This is a genomic window from Rheinheimera aquimaris (assembly GCF_020531985.1).
In the GTDB taxonomy this organism is placed as follows: Bacteria; Pseudomonadota; Gammaproteobacteria; order Enterobacterales; family Alteromonadaceae; genus Alishewanella; species Alishewanella aquimaris.
In genome coordinates, this window is sequence record NZ_JAJAVQ010000001.1 from 282,269 (window position 1) to 299,098 (window position 16,830).

Below are 16,830 nucleotides of genomic sequence, written 5' to 3' on the forward strand. Positions count from 1 at the left end.
ATCTTTTCCTTTACTTCTAACGCCCATCTATACCACCAACAGGTTCAACAGTTTCCCACTGCTGGCAAGAGGGACATAACCAATAATGTTTTCGGGTCTTAAAGCCGCAATTACGGCAGCCGTATAACGACTTTTTATCCAGATAAGCATTTACCAGCTCTTTTACAGACGATAGTACTTCTGCGGCCGGTGCTGACTGCTGTTGTCTTATTTGTAGTAGCTGCTGAAAAAGGCGAATACTGGGCTGTTGTGTCAGTTTATCCAGTAAAAATTGCTCTGCAGCGGTGGCGGATCCATGTTCCGATAGCCAGGCTGCTAATAACACCGTCGCTGTAATATTGTTATGTTTATTAGCCAGATGGCTAAGCAACTGATACCACTCTTCACCGGCTAAATTGCACTGTTGCAATAACGGTAATATATCAGCTGCCCATTGTGGCTTGTGTTCAGCAATATAGAGCAATGCAGATTTTGCCAGCGCCTTTTCGTTTACCTGTATAGCTTGCTGGGCCAACTCATATTTTGGCCGTATCGCTGCCGGATAACGCTCAGCAAGTTCTGCTATTAAGGTGATGTTGGTATCAGACGATTGTTTTTGCGCCTCTATCTGCATATTAGCCTGCGCTATGCGCAGTGATCGAGAGTTAGTAGCATCAACAGCTGCGCTATATTGTTTTGCTTTACTCCACTCGTGAGTAGCAATAAAAATACTGAATAACTGCTTTAAAGCCGCCTCGCCCAGAGACGGCGATTTTACCAGCGTGACCAGCAGTTTCTCTGCCCGGTCATACAAACCTGCAGAAAAATAATCTTTTGCCAGCTCAAATTGTATTTGCTGTGCTTGTGGCTTAGGCAGCTTTAACTGGTGCAGTTTTTCATGTATGCGAATAGCTTTATCCCAATCACCTTTACGGCGGAACAGATTCGCTAATGCAAGGTAGGTTTCGATGGTCGCCGCTTCAATATCCAGCAGTTCCAGCAGCTGCTCAATGGCTTTGTCTTCTTGATCTGTCAGCAGAAAATTCAAACCCGACGATAAATTTCGGGTAATGCTGGCCCGGCCTTTCAGCTCTTTATGTTTTACGCTGTTTCGCCCCATAAACCAGCCGTAGGCTGCTGCTACCGGTAATAATAAAAACAGCAGCTCCAACATAGGTTAGTGGCTTTCCGTTGATTTACGCAGCCAACCCTTAGCTTTACGTTGTAAGGAATACAACATGATGATAAGCCAGCCAAGTAACATACCAAGCAGTAAGAACAATAGTGCGATATCAACTACTCTGAGCTGAACACTGATGACAAGAAGGTTTAAATCAGCAACCTGCTGATTGATAGAACCAAACAGTACCCCTGCCAAAATCAGGGCTACTAATACGACGATATAAAGTAGTCTGCGCAAGGGATACTCCGGTTACGCCTGAACATCTCAATAACAGAGCAATCAGGTGTTGTCTTTTACCCGGTCACGTAACTCTTTGCCTGGTTTAAAGTGAGGGACATATTTTCCGTCTAACTCAACTTTATCGCCCGTTTTAGGGTTACGGCCTACGCGAGGTGCACGGTAATGCAATGAGAAACTGCCAAAACCACGAATTTCAATTCGTTCGTTGCCAGCTAATGACTGTGCCATCTGCTCGAGGATTTCTTTAACTGAAGCTTCAACATCCTTGACCTGAATATGTGGGAAATCAGTAGCTAATTTTTCAATTAATTCAGACTTGGTCATAGACCCTCCGGCAAACCTGCTAATGGATAAAGCAGGAGGCATTTGCCCCCTGCTTTGTTAGCAATTAATCCTGCTTCTGAGCAGCTTTAAATGCTTCGGCCATAGCGTTACCACCAAAATCAGCTTCTTGTTGCTTGCTGTTGATAGTATCCATAGCTTCTTTTTCTTCAGCTTCGAACTTCGCTTTGATTGACAGGCTGATTACGCGGTTTTTGCGGTCAACACCCATTAAACGAGCTTCAACTTCTTCGCCTACTTTCAGTACAGTAGTTGCATCTTCGATACGCTCACGCGCGATGTCAGATACACGGATATAACCTTCTACAGCACCTTCTAACATCACAGTAGCGCCTTTAGCGTCAACGGCAGTTACTTCACCTTTAACGATAGCACCTTTTTTGTTGTCAGCAAGGTAACCATTGAACGGATCTTCATCCAGTTGCTTGATACCTAAAGAAATACGCTCGCGCTCTGGGTCAACTTGCAGTACAACGGCGTGTACTTCGTCGCCTTTCTTGAACTCGCGAACGGCTTCTTCGCCAGTGGCGTTCCAAGAAATGTCTGACAGGTGAACCAGACCATCGATGCCGCCATCCAAGCCGATGAAGATACCGAAGTCAGTGATTGACTTGATCTTACCGCTTACACGGTCACCCTTGTTGAAGCCCTTAGCGAACTCTTCCCATGGGTTAGCTTTACACTGCTTCAGACCTAAAGAAATACGACGGCGTTCTTCGTCGATTTCCAGAACCATAACTTCAACAGTATCACCCAGGTTAACTACTTTAGATGGGTGGATGTTCTTGTTAGTCCAGTCCATTTCAGATACGTGTACTAAACCTTCAACGCCTTCTTCGATTTCAACGAAGCAGCCGTAGTCAGTCAGGTTAGTTACGCGACCAGTGATTTTCGCACCTTCTGGGTAACGTGAAGCGATAGCTGCCCACGGATCTTCGCCCATTTGTTTCAGGCCTAAAGATACGCGTTGCTTCTCGCGGTCGAATTTCAGTACTTTTACCGGAATTTCGTCGCCAACGTTAACGATTTCGCTTGGGTGCTTAACGCGCTTCCATGCCATATCAGTGATATGCAGTAAGCCGTCTACGCCACCTAAGTCAACGAATGCACCGTAGTCAGTCAGGTTCTTAACGATACCTTTAACTTCCATGCCTTCTTCCAGCGTTTCTAACAGCTGGTCACGCTCATGGCTGCTTTCTGATTCAATAACCGCACGACGTGATACCACCACGTTGTTACGCTTCTGATCCAGTTTGATAACTTTGAACTCAAGTTCTTTGTTTTCCAGGTGCAGAGTGTCACGCACCGGACGTACGTCTACTAATGAACCAGGCAGGAATGCACGAATACCGTCAACTTCAACCGTGAAGCCACCTTTAACTTTACCAGTGATAACACCGATAACAGTTTCTTTGTCTTCACAAGCTTTTTCCAGGCGTACCCAGGCTTCGTGACGTTTCGCTTTTTCGCGCGACAGTAAGGTTTCACCGAAACCATCTTCAATCGCGTCTAACGCTACGTCAATGATGTCGCCAACGCTAACTTCGATTTCGCCGTTCAGAGATTTGAACTGTTCAACCGGAATTGCAGCTTCTGATTTCAGACCAGCGTCAACCATAACGACGTCTTTCAGAACGGCAACAACAGTACCTTTAACAATGGCACCCGGACGGGTTTCGATGGCTTTGAGGCTTTCCTCAAATAATTGTGCAAAATTTTCAGTCATATTCACTTTTTCAGTTAAGTGCTCCACGCTGCATCATGCGTTGTGGGGTTGCTAAATTAACCTGTTTAAATCCATTTAACAGGCTGTCCAAAATGCGGTTTTGGCCTGGTTCATACCACAGCTGGCAACTTCATGCCGGTGTAGTTCAGTACCTCTTCCAACACTTGTTCAATCGTTTTGTTTGTCGAATCCAGCATATAGGCATCAGCAGCCGGTTTTAATGGCGCAGTGGCGCGGTTCATATCGCGCTCGTCCCTAGCCTGGATTTCGCTCAAAAGGTCGCCGATGTTAACATCAAAGCCCTTTTCTTTCAACTCCAAATAACGCCGTCTGGCGCGCTCTTCGGCGGTGGCGGTTAAAAATATTTTAACGTCTGCCTGGGGGAAAACTACCGTCCCCATATCGCGACCATCCGCAACCAGGCCCGGCTCTTCAGCAAAAGCACGCTGACGACGCAGCAGCGCTTCGCGAACCCGCGGCAATGAAGCAATTTTTGACGCAATATCAGCAACTTCCTGCGTACGGATCGTGTGTGTAACGTTTTCGCCTTCCAGCGTAATACGCATGTTGCCTGTTTCGTCACTACTAAACTGAACATCGAGGTGCGCAGCCAGAGGTTGCAGCGCTTCTTCGTCATCACTTTCGATTTGATGATGCATAGCAGCTAAAGCCAAAACCCGATATATGGCGCCACTGTCCAGTAATTGCCAGCCTAAGCGCTGAGCCAGCAAGCGACAAATAGTGCCTTTGCCTGAACCACCCGGGCCATCAATGGTAATTACTGCTGCAGAGTGTGGCATCCTACCCCCTTTAACTACTGGTTAATCGGATTTAAAAACGGCGGTATTATACAGCTTTTTGCGACAAAATCTGTGTTTAATTACGATAAAACGAAGGAAAGACGCGCGCTCAGAAGGCTACGCGTCTGGATGACGCGCTATCTAGCGAGCCAGTTGCTGAAAGACACTGAAGTAGTCAGGGAAGGTCTTTGCTGTGCAGTCAGGGTCTTCAATAGTCACGGCAGTATCACTTAACGCAACCAAAGAGAAACACATCGCCATGCGATGGTCGTTGTAGGTTGCGATACTCGCATGCTTCAGTTGAGACGGCGGGACTATTTTCAGATAATCGTGGCCTTCTTCAACCTCAGCTCCAACTTTGCGAAGTTCAGTCGCCATGGCAGCTAAGCGGTCTGTTTCTTTTACCCGCCAGTTGTACACGTTACGGATAATAGTTGGGCCCTCAGCAAACAACGCCGCAGTGGCTATGGTCATCGCGGCATCCGGTATGGCGTTATAATCACGATCAATACCGATCAGCTTGTTACGCGTTACCTTTATATAATCATCGGCCCATTCAACATCGGCGCCCATTGCTTCCAGTGCATCAGCAAAATGAATGTCGCCCTGCACAGCGTGTTTGCCAATACCGGTCACTTTAATACTGCCACCTTTAATGGCAGCTGCTGCCAGAAAATAAGAGGCTGAAGATGCATCCCCCTCCACCAGCCATTTACCTGGGGAACGATATTGTTGATTGCCACTGATGCTAAAGCGCTGATAGCCGTGATTGACCACATCAACACCAAAGCGTTGCATCAGGGCCAGCGTAATGTCGATATAAGGCTTGGATACCAACTCGCCAATAATCTCTATTTCACTGTTACCGTTAAGTAACGGCGCCACCATTAATACTGCAGTTAAAAACTGGCTTGAAATACTGCCATCGATTTTTATCGTGCCACCGTTCAGTGGCTGGCCTTTAATACGCAAAGGCGGAAAACCATCTTGCTGTAAATAGTTTATCTCCGCATGCCACTGCTGCAACGCATCAACTAAGTGACCAATTGGCCGCTCATACATGCGGGGCTCGCCAGTCAGGGTAACATCGACACTGGATGCGGCTAACGCCGCAGTTAAAGGCCGCATGGCGGTGCCGGCGTTGCCGAGAAACAGGGTGATGGCATGAGGATGACTAAATAACCCGCCCAGCCCCTGTACCTTACACTCAGTGCGGCACGGCGACAGTGTGTAGTTGACCCCAAGCGAGGTTAGCGCATTAAGCATGTGCCTGACATCGTCACTATCAAGTAAGTTACTGATCTGCGTTGTGCCTTCTGCCAGAGCCGCAAGAAGCAACACCCGGTTAGAGATGCTTTTTGAGCCCGGCAAATGTACTTCGCCGTTAACTTTCGCAATGGGTTCTAATGTCAGTGTCTTCATCCGTGCACCCGCTCAAATTCTTGCATAAAACTTACCAGGGTTTGTACGCCTTCCAGTGGCATAGCGTTGTAAATACTGGCCCGCATACCGCCAACCATACGATGGCCTTTAAGTGCCAGCAGGCCATGATGCTCCGCCTGTTCGACAAACATATCATTCAAACGCTCATCGCCAAGGAAAAAAGGCACATTCATCCAAGAGCGGTAGCTTGGGTCCACATCGTTAGAGTAGAAGTCACTTTTATCAATATAATCATAAAGTAAAGTAGCCTTCGCTTGGTTACGCGTAGCCATGGCGGTTACGCCACCCTGGTGTTTTAACCATTTAAACACCAGCCCGGCGAGATACCAGGCAAAAGTTGGTGGTGTATTAAACATGCTGTCATTTTCAGCAGCCAGACGATAATCCAGCACGGAAGGAATAACGGTTTCTTTAGACGGCAATAAATCTTCGCGTACGATAGCCAGTGTTAAACCGGAAGGACCGATATTTTTCTGTGCGCCAGCATAGATCACGCCATAACGGCTGATATCGATTGGCCTTGATAAAATCGTTGACGATAAATCCGCGATAATTGGGCTGCTGGTATCAGGCAAACCGGTAAACTCAACACCGTCTACGGTTTCATTCGGGCAACAATGCACATAAGCGGCACCTGCTGTTAGTTGCCAGTCTGATGGTGCAACGATTGAGCGAATACCTTCCGCCGTCTTCTGGCGGATATCCTGCACATTAATCTGGCCGTATTTAGTTGCTTCTTCAACCGCTGATTTGGACCAGGCACCGGAGACGATGTAGTCGGCAGTTTGTCCTGCCTTTAACAAATTCAATGGTACTGCCGAGAATTGGCCACGACCACCGCCGTGCATAAATAACACTTTATAATTCTGCGGAATAGCGAGCAAATCGCGTAAATCTTGTTCCGCTTGCGCGGCGACCTGAATAAATGCCTTGCTGCGGTGGCTAAGCTCCATCACTGAGCAACCCTGCTGTTGCCAGTTTATAAACTCCTGTTGTGCCTGCTGCATTACCTCTACCGGCAACATTGCCGGCCCGGCACAAAAATTAAAGGTGGTCATAATGTACTACTTGCTCCTGAATTAGCGTTCTAATGCACTGGCTTGGTTGTTAAACGTGCCGCCGGCTTAACCGGTCTTTTATCTGCGCTTAAAAGCAAAACGAGCGCAAAAGCGCCCGTTTTATCTGGGTGTTACTCTTCTTCATCCTGCGCTAACTGCGTATCGGTCAGTACAGTGCTTGCGGCTTTCTCTGCTTCTGCCGCTGCTAACTCTTCAGCATCCTGGATTTCGTCAATCTTTTCCACGCCAACTACTTTTTCGTTGTCTGCGGTGCGGATCAGAATAACGCCCTGGGTATTACGGCCAACTTCAGATACTTCGTTGACACGGGTACGAACCAGAGTGCCTTTGTTTGAAATCATCATGATTTCATCCAGCTCATTTACCTGTACGGCACCTACAACCAGGCCATTACGCTCTGATACTTTAATCGACACAACGCCCTGTGTAGCACGGCTCTTCGCCGGGTATTCCTGTAGTGCCGTGCGTTTACCGTAACCGTTTTCGGTGACTGTCAGTACCGGGCCATTGCCATTTGGAATGATCAATGAAACCACTGAGCCACCTTCGCGCAATTTAATACCGCGTACGCCCGTTGCGGTACGACCCATGCTACGCACCTGATCTTCAGCAAACCGTACTACTTTGCCGTCATCTGAGAACAGCATTATTTCACTGCTACCATCGGTAATGCCGACGCCGATTAAGCGGTCGCCGTCGTTCAGGTTAACCGCAATAATACCGTTAGAGCGCGGGCGCGAGTATTCAGTCAGTGCGGTTTTCTTCACGGTACCATTAGCCGTTGCCATGAAGACGTATTTGTTTTCTTCGTATTCACGTACCGGCAGAATAGCATTAATGCGCTCACCTTCTTCCAGTGGCAGTAAGTTCACGATTGGCTTACCGCGCGCCGTGCGGCTGGCCAGTGGCAACTGATATACTTTCATCCAGTACAGACGGCCACGGTTAGAGAAACACAGAATAGTGTCGTGCGTGCTGGCTACCAGCAGTTTGTCGACAAAATCTTCATCTTTTACTGTGGTGGCGGCTTTACCTTTACCACCACGACGCTGTGCTTCGTAATCTGATAACGGCTGGTACTTGGCATAACCTAAGTGAGACAGTGTAACCACTACATCTTCTTCGGTGATCAAGTCTTCCATATTGATATCCAGCATATTGTCCTGGATATCAGTGCGACGCGCGTCGCCATATTGCTCTTTTACCGCCTGCAACTCTTCACAGATCACTTCCATTAAGCGCTCTGGGCTTGCCAGAATATGCAGCAATTCAGCAATCAGTTCTAATAACTGCTTGTATTCGTCAAGGATCTTCTCGTGCTCAAGTCCGGTCAGCTTATGCAAGCGTAAATCCAGAATGGCCTGTGCCTGCTGCTCAGTTAAGAAGTATTTACCGTCACGAATACCAAAATGCGCTTCCAGCCACTCTGGGCGGGCAGCGTCTTGCCCTGCCCGTTCCAGCATGGCGCTTACATCACCTAACTGCCAGCCGCGATCGACTAAACGTAGTTTCGCTTCTGCCGGGCTGGGCGAGGTTTTAATCAGCTCGATAATTTCGTCGATGTTTGCCAGCGCTATAGCCAAACCTTCCAGGATGTGGGCGCGATCGCGTGCTTTACGTAAATCGTAAACAGTGCGGCGGGTTACCACTTCACGGCGGTGCAGCACAAAACACTGCAACATCTCTTTGAGGCTTAACAGCTTAGGCTGGCCCTGATCCAGTGCCACCATGTTGATACCAAACACGGTTTGCATTTGGGTGTTGGCATACAGCTGGTTCAGCATTACATCACTGGATTCACCGCGCTTAAGCTCGATGACAATACGCATACCGTCTTTATCAGACTCATCACGTAGCGCCGAGATACCTTCAATGCGTTTTTCTTTAACCAGTTCGGCAATCTTTTCAATCAGACGCGCTTTGTTAACCTGATACGGGATCTCATTAACGATAATGGCTTCGCGGCCGGTTTTCTCGTCAGTTTCAATCTCGGTTTTAGCGCGGATATACACCTTACCCCGGCCGGTACGATAGGCCTCTTCAATACCTTTACGGCCGTTGATAATAGCCGCCGTGGGGAAATCCGGCCCCGGGATAAATTGCATCAATTCATGCAGTTCAATATCAGGGTTCGCAATCAACGCTAAACAGCCGTCAATCACTTCCGTTAAGTTATGTGGCGGTATATTGGTCGCCATACCAACTGCAATACCGCTTGAACCGTTTACCAGCAGATTAGGTACCTTGGTGGGCATAACCGCCGGAATTTGTTCAGTACCGTCGTAGTTAGGCACATAGTCGACAGTTTCTTTATCAAGATCGGCCAGCAATTCGTGCGCAATGCGCGCCATACGTACTTCGGTATAACGCATCGCTGCAGCAGAATCACCATCGATAGAACCGAAGTTGCCCTGGCCATCAACCAGCATGTAACGCAGTGAAAACGGTTGCGCCATACGTACAATAGTGTCGTACACAGCACTGTCGCCGTGCGGGTGATATTTACCGATAACGTCACCTACCACACGGGCAGACTTTTTATAGGCTTTGTTCCAGTCATTGCCCAGTTCCTTCATAGCGAACAATACGCGACGATGTACTGGCTTTAAACCATCCCTTACATCCGGTAAGGCGCGGCCAACAATAACGCTCATGGCATAATCGAGGTACGAATTCTTTAATTCGTCTTCGATATTAATAGGAACTATTTCTCTGGCCAGATCTGTCATAAAACGCTAATTTCCCTTAAAATCAGATAGATAACTCGCTTTTGTCGATGTTATAAAGCGCGAGACAACGCAGGATTCTAACACAGAAAATCCCGCTTGCCATGCATGAAATGCAGTGCAAATCTATCAGCGGCATTGCCGTAACAGGTCAAGGCTTTATAATGCGCAAAAACCTAAGAGCTAGAACATATGACTGCAGATGCAAAACAGCCCCAAGTTAACGTCGATCCGGATGAAATCGCTAAATTTAACGATATCGCCTCACGCTGGTGGGATCCGGACGGTGAATTTAAACCCTTGCACTTATTAAACCCGGTACGCCTGAGTTATATCAGTGACGAGTTGCAGGGTCTGTTTGGTAAAACAGTTATCGACATAGGTTGTGGCGGCGGTATTTTGGCTGAAAGCATGGCTCGCAGCGGGGCCAATGTGACCGGTCTTGATATGGCGCAAGACTCGCTGAATGTCGCCAGACTGCATGCACTGGAAGCTGGCGTGACGATTAACTATCAACAAGCCACAGCCGAGCAATATGCAGCAGAACACGGTGAGCAATTCGATGTCGTTACCTGTATGGAGATGCTGGAGCATGTGCCTGAACCTATGTCAGTGATTCAGGCTTGTGCGGATTTGGCAAAGCCAGGCGCCACCCTATTCTTCTCAACGCTGAATAAAACCTGGAAAGCTTACCTGTTAGCTATTGTAGGTGCAGAGCATGTTATGAAATTGGTGCCTAAAGGCACGCATGAGTTTAGTAAATTCATCCGTCCGTCCACGCTTATGCGCTATCTGGAACAGGCCGGTCTTGAAATCACTGACACCACGGGTTTGCATTTTAACCCGGTCAGTAACAGCTTTAAGACAGGCCCGGGGCTGGATGTCAATTACATCGTTGTTGCACGTAAACCAGCCTGAAACTCCGGGGCTGGTGATTTTATCCGCACTCAAATAGCTACTCGCTATAAAAAAAAGTTTGATAGAACAAATAAATTTAATCAGAAAAAAAGCTTGCGTAAGGCAGGCTTTTCTCAGCACACTAGCGGCGCGGTTAGCAGCCACTTACCGCTAATTCAGACGACATTTTTTCCCTTTCGTCAAGCCTTGCAAAAAGATCTGATCCACACTATCTTGTGATTACTTTCTTAAAAGCATCTATATGTTGTGTAATTAAGCAACAATAGCTGCTGATATAATGGCCGTGCGCTACATGGCTGACTATAACCATTAATAACAACCGAAATGGAAATCTGCAGCAATGACTCAATCTCTATTCGTCACTAAACGTGATGGCCGCCGTGAACCTTTAGATCTGGATAAAATTCACCGCGTAATTACCTGGGCGGCCGAAGGTTTATCTAATGTGTCGGTGTCTCAGGTAGAGCTCAAGTCTCATATCCAGTTTTATGATGGTATTAAATCCGAAGATATTCATGAAACCATTATTAAGGCTGCCGCAGATCTGATTTCAAAAGACAGCCCTGACTATCAGTACCTTGCTGCCCGTTTAGCCGTATTCCATTTACGCAAAAAAGCCTATGGCCAATTCGAGCCGCCGCATTTATATGACCATGTGGTAAAAATGGTTGAAGCACGCCGTTATGACCAGCATATTCTTGCCGATTACAGCCGTGAAGAGCTGGAGCAGATGAACAGCTTTATTGACCACAGTCGCGATCTGAATTTCAGCTACGCTGCAGTGAAGCAACTTGAGGGTAAGTATCTGGTGCAGAACCGGGTAACCGGTGCTATTTACGAAAGCGCACAGTTCTTATATATTCTGGTTGCGGCCTGTTTGTTTGCTAATTACCCCAAGGCAACCCGTCTGGATTACGTGCGTCGCTTCTATGACGCTTGCTCATTATTCAAACTGTCACTGCCAACACCGATTATGTCAGGTGTACGCACGCCTACCCGTCAGTTCAGCTCTTGTGTGCTGATTGAGTGTGGCGATAGCCTTGATTCAATCAACGCTACCTCAAGTGCCATCGTAAAATACGTTAGCCAGCGTGCCGGTATTGGCATCAACGCCGGTCGCATTCGTGCGCTGGGCAGCCCGATCCGTAACGGAGAGGCATTCCACACCGGTTGTATTCCGTTTTACAAGCACTTTCAGACTGCGGTAAAAAGCTGCTCGCAAGGTGGTGTACGCGGCGGCGCTGCAACATTGTTTTATCCGCTGTGGCACCTTGAGGTGGAATCACTGCTCGTACTGAAAAATAACCGTGGTGTTGAAGAGAACCGTGTCCGTCATTTGGATTACGGCGTGCAGTTTAACCGCCTGATGTACACCCGCTTAATTAAAGATGATTATATTACGCTGTTTAGCCCATCTGATGTTCCTGGCTTATACGATGCGTTTTTTGAAGATCAGGAAAAGTTTGAGCAGCTGTATGTTCAGTACGAAAACGACAGCAGTATCCGCAAAAAACGCTTAAAAGCGCTGGAACTGTTTACGCTGTTTATGCAGGAACGCGCCAGTACCGGCCGTATCTATCTGCAGAACGTTGACCACTGTAATACTCACAGCCCGTTCAACCCGAAATTTGCTCCGGTTCGCCAGAGTAACCTGTGTCTGGAAATCGCGCTGCCAACTAAGCCGATGAACGATGTGAATGACCCGGACGGCGAAATAGCACTTTGCACCCTGTCGGCATTTAACCTGGGCGCAATTGAGAACTTATCAGAGCTGGAAGAATTAGCTGAGCTGGCCGTACGCTCATTAGATAGCCTGCTGGATTATCAGGACTACCCTATTCCGGCTGCTTTCCATGCGTCTATTAACCGCCGTACCTTAGGCGTGGGTGTAATAAACTATGCCTACTATCTGGCAAAAAATGGCGTTAAATATTCTGACGGTTCAGCTAATGGCCTGACTCACCGTACTTTTGAAGCAATACAGTATTACCTGTTAAAAGCCTCAAACAAGCTGGCGCAGGAATTCGGTGCTTGCCCGAAATTTAACGAGACGACCTACGCTGAGGGCATTCTGCCGATCGATACCTATAAAAAGGATCTGGATAAAGTCTGCACAGAAGCGCTTCAGCTGGACTGGGAGCAATTGCGTAAAGATATTCTGACCCATGGTCTGCGTAACTCGACATTGTCAGCGCTAATGCCGTCAGAAACCTCGTCGCAAATTTCCAACGCGACCAATGGTATTGAACCACCACGGGGCCATATCAGCGTTAAAGCCAGTAAAGACGGTATTCTAAAGCAGGTTGTTCCAGAGTATGAGCGACTGAAAAATAACTATGAATTGCTGTGGGATATTCCGAATAACACCGGTTATCTGACACTGGTTGCGATTATGCAGAAGTTTATAGATCAGACAATTTCGGCCAATACCAACTACGACCCGAATAAGTTCGAAGGTGGTAAGGTACCTATGAAGCTGTTATTACAGGATCTGTTGTCGGCGTATAAGCTGGGTGTGAAAACCATGTACTACCACAATACCCGTGACGGTGCAGCGGATGTCCAGGAAGATATCAAAGCTGAGCCCGAAGATGATGGCTGTGCAGGCGGCGCCTGTAAAATTTAAGCATTGAGTAAACGGGCTACTTAGGTAGCCCGTACTTTGTATTGAACCTCTGTTAGGAAGATAAGTGGCAATGGCGTACACAACCTTCAACCGACAAATTAATGATCAGATGAAAGAACCGATGTTCTTCGGTAACCCGGTTAATGTCTCCCGTTACGATCAGCAAAAATACGGTATTTTTGAGAAACTGATTGAAAAGCAGCTGAGTTTTTTCTGGCGTCCGGAAGAAGTAGATGTCAGTAAAGATCGCATTGACTACCAAAACCTGCCAGAGCACGAAAAGCACATTTTTATCAGCAACCTGAAATACCAGACTCTGCTTGATTCAGTTCAGGGCCGTTCACCTAATGTGGCGTTTTTACCTATTGTTTCTCTGCCTGAGCTGGAAACCTGGATAGAAACCTGGGCGTTTAGCGAAACCATTCACAGCCGCAGTTATACTCATATCGTGCGTAATATCAGTGCCGAACCGCATAAGGTCTTTGACGATATTATGCTGAATGAAAAAATTCTGCAGCGCGCAGAAGATGTTACCCGTTACTACGACGCGTTGATTGATGGCATAAACCTGTATCAGCGCTGCGGTGAAGGTACGCATACCATTAACGGTGAAACCGAGACTATCAGCCTGTATGAGCTTAAGCGCCGGCTGTATCTGTGTGTGATGTCAGTGAACGTACTTGAAGCTATCCGTTTTTATGTCAGCTTTGCCTGCAGTTTTGCCTTTGCCGAACGCGAGTTAATGGAAGGTAATGCTAAAATTATCCGCCTGATTGCCCGCGATGAAGCACTGCATTTAACCGGCACCCAACATATGCTGAATATAATGGCAGCCGGTGATGACGACCCACAGATGGCGCAAATTGCCAAAGAATGTGAAGAAGAAGCTTACGCAATCTTCCGCAAAGCTGCGGAGCAGGAAAAAGACTGGGCTGAGTTTCTGTTTAAAGATGGTTCAATGATCGGTCTGAATAAAGATATTCTGTGCCAGTACGTTGAATACATTACCAATAGCCGGATGCAGGCAATTGGGTTAAAAGCCATCTTCCCTACCACTCAAAATCCTATTCCGTGGATCAACACCTGGCTGGTGTCAGATAACGTACAGGTGGCGCCGCAGGAAGCAGAAATTAGCTCATACCTGGTTGGTCAGATAGACAACGAAGTTGATGGTGCTGATTTTGGCGACTTCGACCTGTAATTGTAGTGATGCCCAGCGTTAAAATAAGCGGCGGTGCTGTTATTGATTTTGACGGTAGCCGCCGTACGCTGCTTGACGCGCTGGAGCAGCAGAAACTCGATGTAAATTTTCATTGCCGTGAAGGATACTGTGGGGCTTGTCGCTGTAAGTTGCTTCAGGGAGAAGTGCGCTACCTGAACGAACCGCTGGCATTTGTCCGTAAAGGTGAGTTTTTACCTTGCTGTAGCATTCCGCTGACAGATATCGATATTGAAATCCCCTGACATCGTGGTAATTTACCGGCAAATGCCGCAGACTACGCGCCAATAACCCCGATCTTTAAGGAGATCACTGATGAAAGCCTTGCTGTTACTTATTGCTTCTGGTCTGGCAACTGTAGATGTGCCGCACTATGAGCAATTATTGGCCAAAGCCCAGTATACAGAACTGGAACATCAGCTGGTGCAACAAGACAACTATAAGCAGAATGCAGATTTGCTGGTGATTTATGCCAGAGCGTTAATTGCACAAAAGAGACTGGAAGACGCCAATACGTTATTAAATTATGCCGTTGAAACATTCCCACAAAATAGCGAGCTGGCTTATCTTGGCGGCTTAAGCAAAATTCGTCTTGCCAGCGATGGTAATGTGTTCTCCGCTAAAGATCGTGCAGCACGGGGCGTCGCGCTGCTACAAAAAGCGGTCAGTCTTAAACCCGACCATTATGCAGCCCGCCAGGCATTAATTGACTTTTATAGCATAGCGCCCGCTGCTGCTGGTGGTGATAAAGCCTTAGCTCTGCAAATGACAGAACAACTGGCAAAAGAAAGCCCGGCACAGGCACTACTGGCGCAAACCAGGGTTTTACTTAACGACAATAAACCTACAGAAGCTTTGGCGTTACTCAATAGTATGATGCCGGATCCGCCTAATGCCAGACTGCTGGCACGCAAAGCGCAGATTGAAAACGAACTGGCCGAATTTGATGCAGCTTTTCACAGCTATAAGCAAGCGGCAGAATATGCCACTGATTTAACAGATAAGTACAACGCGCTCTATCATATTGGCAGGCTGGCTGTTATCGCTGACCAGGACGCAAATGCCGGTATAAAGGCACTGCAGCAGTATTTACAGTTTTATCATGATACCGAAAATAAAACTCTGCCTTGGGCCACATTGAGATTGGCACAACTAATGTATCGTACCGGTGATACTTATGAGGCAACGTTGCTGGTAAGCAATCTGACCCACGTACAGGTAGAAGATGAAGAATTTAATTTAATTCTGGTTAGTCTGTTAAGTGCGTTAAAAGCCAAGCAGGCGGCAGAGATCCAGCACGAATTGCCACAGCACGCGGTGGATGGCACCGCCGCAGCAAACACAAAGCAGGAAAACTAAGCTTTCCTGCTTTGCCGTACTTATTATTTACGGATACCTTCAACGCTCAAATCCAGCTGCACTGTCGCAGATGCCGGACCTAAATCAGTATTAATAGCGAAGTCTTTCAACGTCAGTGTGGTGGTGCCGGCAAAACCTGCACGGTATCCGCCCCACGGATCTTTACCCTCACCCAGTTTCTCAGCCGCAATGACAACTTCTTTGGTCACGCCGTTAAGCGTCAGGTTACCATAAAGATCGAACTTGTCGCCTGATTTAGGCTCAATGCGTGTACTAACAAACGTTGCCTTAGGATGTTTGCTGACGTTCAGGAAATCACCACTACGTAAGTGTTTATCGCGTTCTGCATGGTTTGAATCAACACTGCTGGTGTCAATTGTCAGCTGAATTTTAGCATCCTTTAGCTTGTCAGCGTCATAGCTGAAGTCACCGGAAAAAGTGTTAAAACGGCCATATAACCAGCTGTATCCCAAATGGCTAATCTTGAACTGAACAAATGCATGCGCACCTTGCGTGTCAATGGCGTAATCTGCCGCTTGCGCTGGCACGGCCATCAAACCGGCCAGTGACGCTGCTAACAATAGCTTTTTCATCATAATCTCCTGAAGTTAAGGTCTTTTTCCAAACATACGTTTAAGGGTATGGTCTTTGTCAATAAAGTGGTGCTTTACTGCGGCCAGCCCGTGCAGGGTGGCTAAAAAAATTAAACTATAAGCCACGTATTCGTGTACCAAGCCAGCAATATCGGCTTGATTCTCAAACAACGCGCCAAGTGACGGCACTTCAAACCAAGTGAACACAGCTATGGCTCTGCCGTCTTCAGTGGATATCAGATAGCCACTGAGCACCAGTACAGTAATACCCAGATACAAACATAACTGCATCATCGCCGATAATTGCTTTTCCCAGCTTTTATGTGTCGCGAGCGCTTTGGGCGGCGGACTGATAAAACGCCAGCACAAGCGGAAAATCATCGCTAACGCCATTAATATACCTATGCTCTTATGCCAGTATGGTGCAGTTTTGTACCACTCGCTGTAATAGCTTAAATCTACCATCCAAAAGCCCAGTGCAAACAAGCCAAATACGACCAGCGCAATTAACCAGTGCAGTAACACACTGACCAAACCATAGTGAGTAAGACTGTTTTTGAACATGCAGAGCTCCTTGATAACGCCACGATAATAAAC

At 47.3% G+C, this 16,830-nt stretch carries 15 protein-coding genes; 5 read left to right on the forward strand and 10 right to left on the reverse strand.

The genetic code is table 11. The features are described 5' to 3' along the window. Positions 1-16: 16 nt before the first annotated feature. From LHL18_RS01285 to gyrA, 8 genes are all read right to left on the reverse strand, one after another. Positions 17-1,153 carry an N-acetylglucosaminyl transferase gene (locus LHL18_RS01285; protein ID WP_226765456.1) on the reverse strand — a complete coding sequence of 379 codons (1,137 nt, stop codon included), beginning with the start codon at positions 1,151-1,153 and terminating at the stop codon, positions 17-19. Between the two features lie 3 nt (positions 1,154-1,156). Then, complete coding sequence (locus LHL18_RS01290) at positions 1,157-1,399, reverse strand: lipopolysaccharide assembly protein LapA domain-containing protein (protein WP_134054746.1); 243 nt, start codon at positions 1,397-1,399, stop codon at positions 1,157-1,159. Between the two features lie 42 nt (positions 1,400-1,441). Then, positions 1,442-1,726 carry an integration host factor subunit beta gene (ihfB, locus tag LHL18_RS01295; protein ID WP_134054744.1) on the reverse strand — a complete coding sequence of 95 codons (285 nt, stop codon included), beginning with the start codon at positions 1,724-1,726 and terminating at the stop codon, positions 1,442-1,444. Between the two features lie 64 nt (positions 1,727-1,790). After that, entirely contained in the window at positions 1,791-3,470 is a 1,680-nt protein-coding gene (gene rpsA, locus LHL18_RS01300; RefSeq protein WP_134054742.1) for a 30S ribosomal protein S1, read from the reverse strand. Positions 3,471-3,580: 110 nt separating this feature from the next. Then, positions 3,581-4,270 carry a (d)CMP kinase gene (gene cmk / locus LHL18_RS01305; protein WP_226765457.1) on the reverse strand — a complete coding sequence of 230 codons (690 nt, stop codon included), beginning with the start codon at positions 4,268-4,270 and terminating at the stop codon, positions 3,581-3,583. Positions 4,271-4,411: 141 nt separating this feature from the next. Next, on the reverse strand, positions 4,412-5,692 hold the full coding sequence (gene aroA / locus LHL18_RS01310; RefSeq protein ID WP_226765458.1) for a 3-phosphoshikimate 1-carboxyvinyltransferase: 1,281 nt from the start codon (positions 5,690-5,692) through the stop codon (positions 4,412-4,414). Then, positions 5,689-6,771, reverse strand: coding sequence for a 3-phosphoserine/phosphohydroxythreonine transaminase (gene serC, locus LHL18_RS01315; protein WP_226765459.1), 1,083 nt, complete (start codon positions 6,769-6,771; stop codon positions 5,689-5,691). Before serC ends, aroA begins: the two co-directional genes overlap by 4 nt. A 131-nt stretch (positions 6,772-6,902) precedes the next feature. Further along, positions 6,903-9,521, reverse strand: a complete 2,619-nt coding sequence (gyrA, locus tag LHL18_RS01320; RefSeq protein WP_134054734.1) for a DNA topoisomerase (ATP-hydrolyzing) subunit A — start codon at positions 9,519-9,521, stop codon at positions 6,903-6,905. A gap of 189 nt (positions 9,522-9,710) precedes the next feature. On the opposite strand from gyrA, the gene ubiG reads away from it, so the two are divergent. The 5 genes from ubiG (at position 9,711) to LHL18_RS01345 (ending at position 15,640) form a co-directional block, all read left to right on the forward strand. Next, positions 9,711-10,436, forward strand: coding sequence for a bifunctional 2-polyprenyl-6-hydroxyphenol methylase/3-demethylubiquinol 3-O-methyltransferase UbiG (gene ubiG, locus LHL18_RS01325; protein ID WP_226765460.1), 726 nt, complete (start codon positions 9,711-9,713; stop codon positions 10,434-10,436). Between the two features lie 340 nt (positions 10,437-10,776). Further along, positions 10,777-13,062: a class 1a ribonucleoside-diphosphate reductase subunit alpha gene (nrdA, locus tag LHL18_RS01330; protein ID WP_134054729.1), complete on the forward strand. Its 2,286-nt coding sequence runs from the start codon at positions 10,777-10,779 to the stop codon at positions 13,060-13,062. A gap of 70 nt (positions 13,063-13,132) precedes the next feature. Continuing rightward, on the forward strand, positions 13,133-14,263 hold the full coding sequence (nrdB, locus tag LHL18_RS01335) for a class Ia ribonucleoside-diphosphate reductase subunit beta (protein ID WP_226765461.1): 1,131 nt from the start codon (positions 13,133-13,135) through the stop codon (positions 14,261-14,263). A gap of 8 nt (positions 14,264-14,271) precedes the next feature. Next, positions 14,272-14,526, forward strand: a complete 255-nt coding sequence (gene yfaE, locus LHL18_RS01340; RefSeq protein ID WP_226765462.1) for a class I ribonucleotide reductase maintenance protein YfaE — start codon at positions 14,272-14,274, stop codon at positions 14,524-14,526. A gap of 70 nt (positions 14,527-14,596) precedes the next feature. Further along, on the forward strand, positions 14,597-15,640 hold the full coding sequence (locus tag LHL18_RS01345; RefSeq protein ID WP_134054723.1) for a tetratricopeptide repeat protein: 1,044 nt from the start codon (positions 14,597-14,599) through the stop codon (positions 15,638-15,640). Positions 15,641-15,663: 23 nt separating this feature from the next. On the opposite strand, the gene LHL18_RS01350 is transcribed toward LHL18_RS01345, so the two are convergent. Together LHL18_RS01350 and LHL18_RS01355 are read right to left on the reverse strand one after the other, a co-directional pair. Beyond that, on the reverse strand, positions 15,664-16,233 hold the full coding sequence (locus LHL18_RS01350) for a YceI family protein (RefSeq protein WP_226765463.1): 570 nt from the start codon (positions 16,231-16,233) through the stop codon (positions 15,664-15,666). Positions 16,234-16,248: 15 nt separating this feature from the next. Next, positions 16,249-16,797, reverse strand: coding sequence for a cytochrome b (locus LHL18_RS01355; RefSeq protein WP_226765464.1), 549 nt, complete (start codon positions 16,795-16,797; stop codon positions 16,249-16,251). Between the last annotated feature and the right edge of the window lie 33 nt (positions 16,798-16,830).

Coding starts and splice junctions, on each gene's coding strand:
- LHL18_RS01285 (WP_226765456.1), bottom strand. CDS start 1,153: ATGTTGGAGCTGCTGTTTTTATTATTACCGGTAGCAGCAGCCTACGGC.
- ihfB (WP_134054744.1), bottom strand. CDS start 1,726: ATGACCAAGTCTGAATTAATTGAAAAATTAGCTACTGATTTCCCACAT.
- rpsA (WP_134054742.1), bottom strand. CDS start 3,470: ATGACTGAAAATTTTGCACAATTATTTGAGGAAAGCCTCAAAGCCATC.
- cmk (WP_226765457.1), bottom strand. CDS start 4,270: ATGCCACACTCTGCAGCAGTAATTACCATTGATGGCCCGGGTGGTTCA.
- aroA (WP_226765458.1), bottom strand. CDS start 5,692: ATGAAGACACTGACATTAGAACCCATTGCGAAAGTTAACGGCGAAGTA.
- serC (WP_226765459.1), bottom strand. CDS start 6,771: ATGACCACCTTTAATTTTTGTGCCGGGCCGGCAATGTTGCCGGTAGAG.
- gyrA (WP_134054734.1), bottom strand. CDS start 9,521: ATGACAGATCTGGCCAGAGAAATAGTTCCTATTAATATCGAAGACGAA.
- ubiG (WP_226765460.1), top strand. CDS start 9,711: ATGACTGCAGATGCAAAACAGCCCCAAGTTAACGTCGATCCGGATGAA.
- nrdA (WP_134054729.1), top strand. CDS start 10,777: ATGACTCAATCTCTATTCGTCACTAAACGTGATGGCCGCCGTGAACCT.
- nrdB (WP_226765461.1), top strand. CDS start 13,133: ATGGCGTACACAACCTTCAACCGACAAATTAATGATCAGATGAAAGAA.
- yfaE (WP_226765462.1), top strand. CDS start 14,272: ATGCCCAGCGTTAAAATAAGCGGCGGTGCTGTTATTGATTTTGACGGT.
- LHL18_RS01345 (WP_134054723.1), top strand. CDS start 14,597: ATGAAAGCCTTGCTGTTACTTATTGCTTCTGGTCTGGCAACTGTAGAT.
- LHL18_RS01350 (WP_226765463.1), bottom strand. CDS start 16,233: ATGAAAAAGCTATTGTTAGCAGCGTCACTGGCCGGTTTGATGGCCGTG.
- LHL18_RS01355 (WP_226765464.1), bottom strand. CDS start 16,797: ATGTTCAAAAACAGTCTTACTCACTATGGTTTGGTCAGTGTGTTACTG.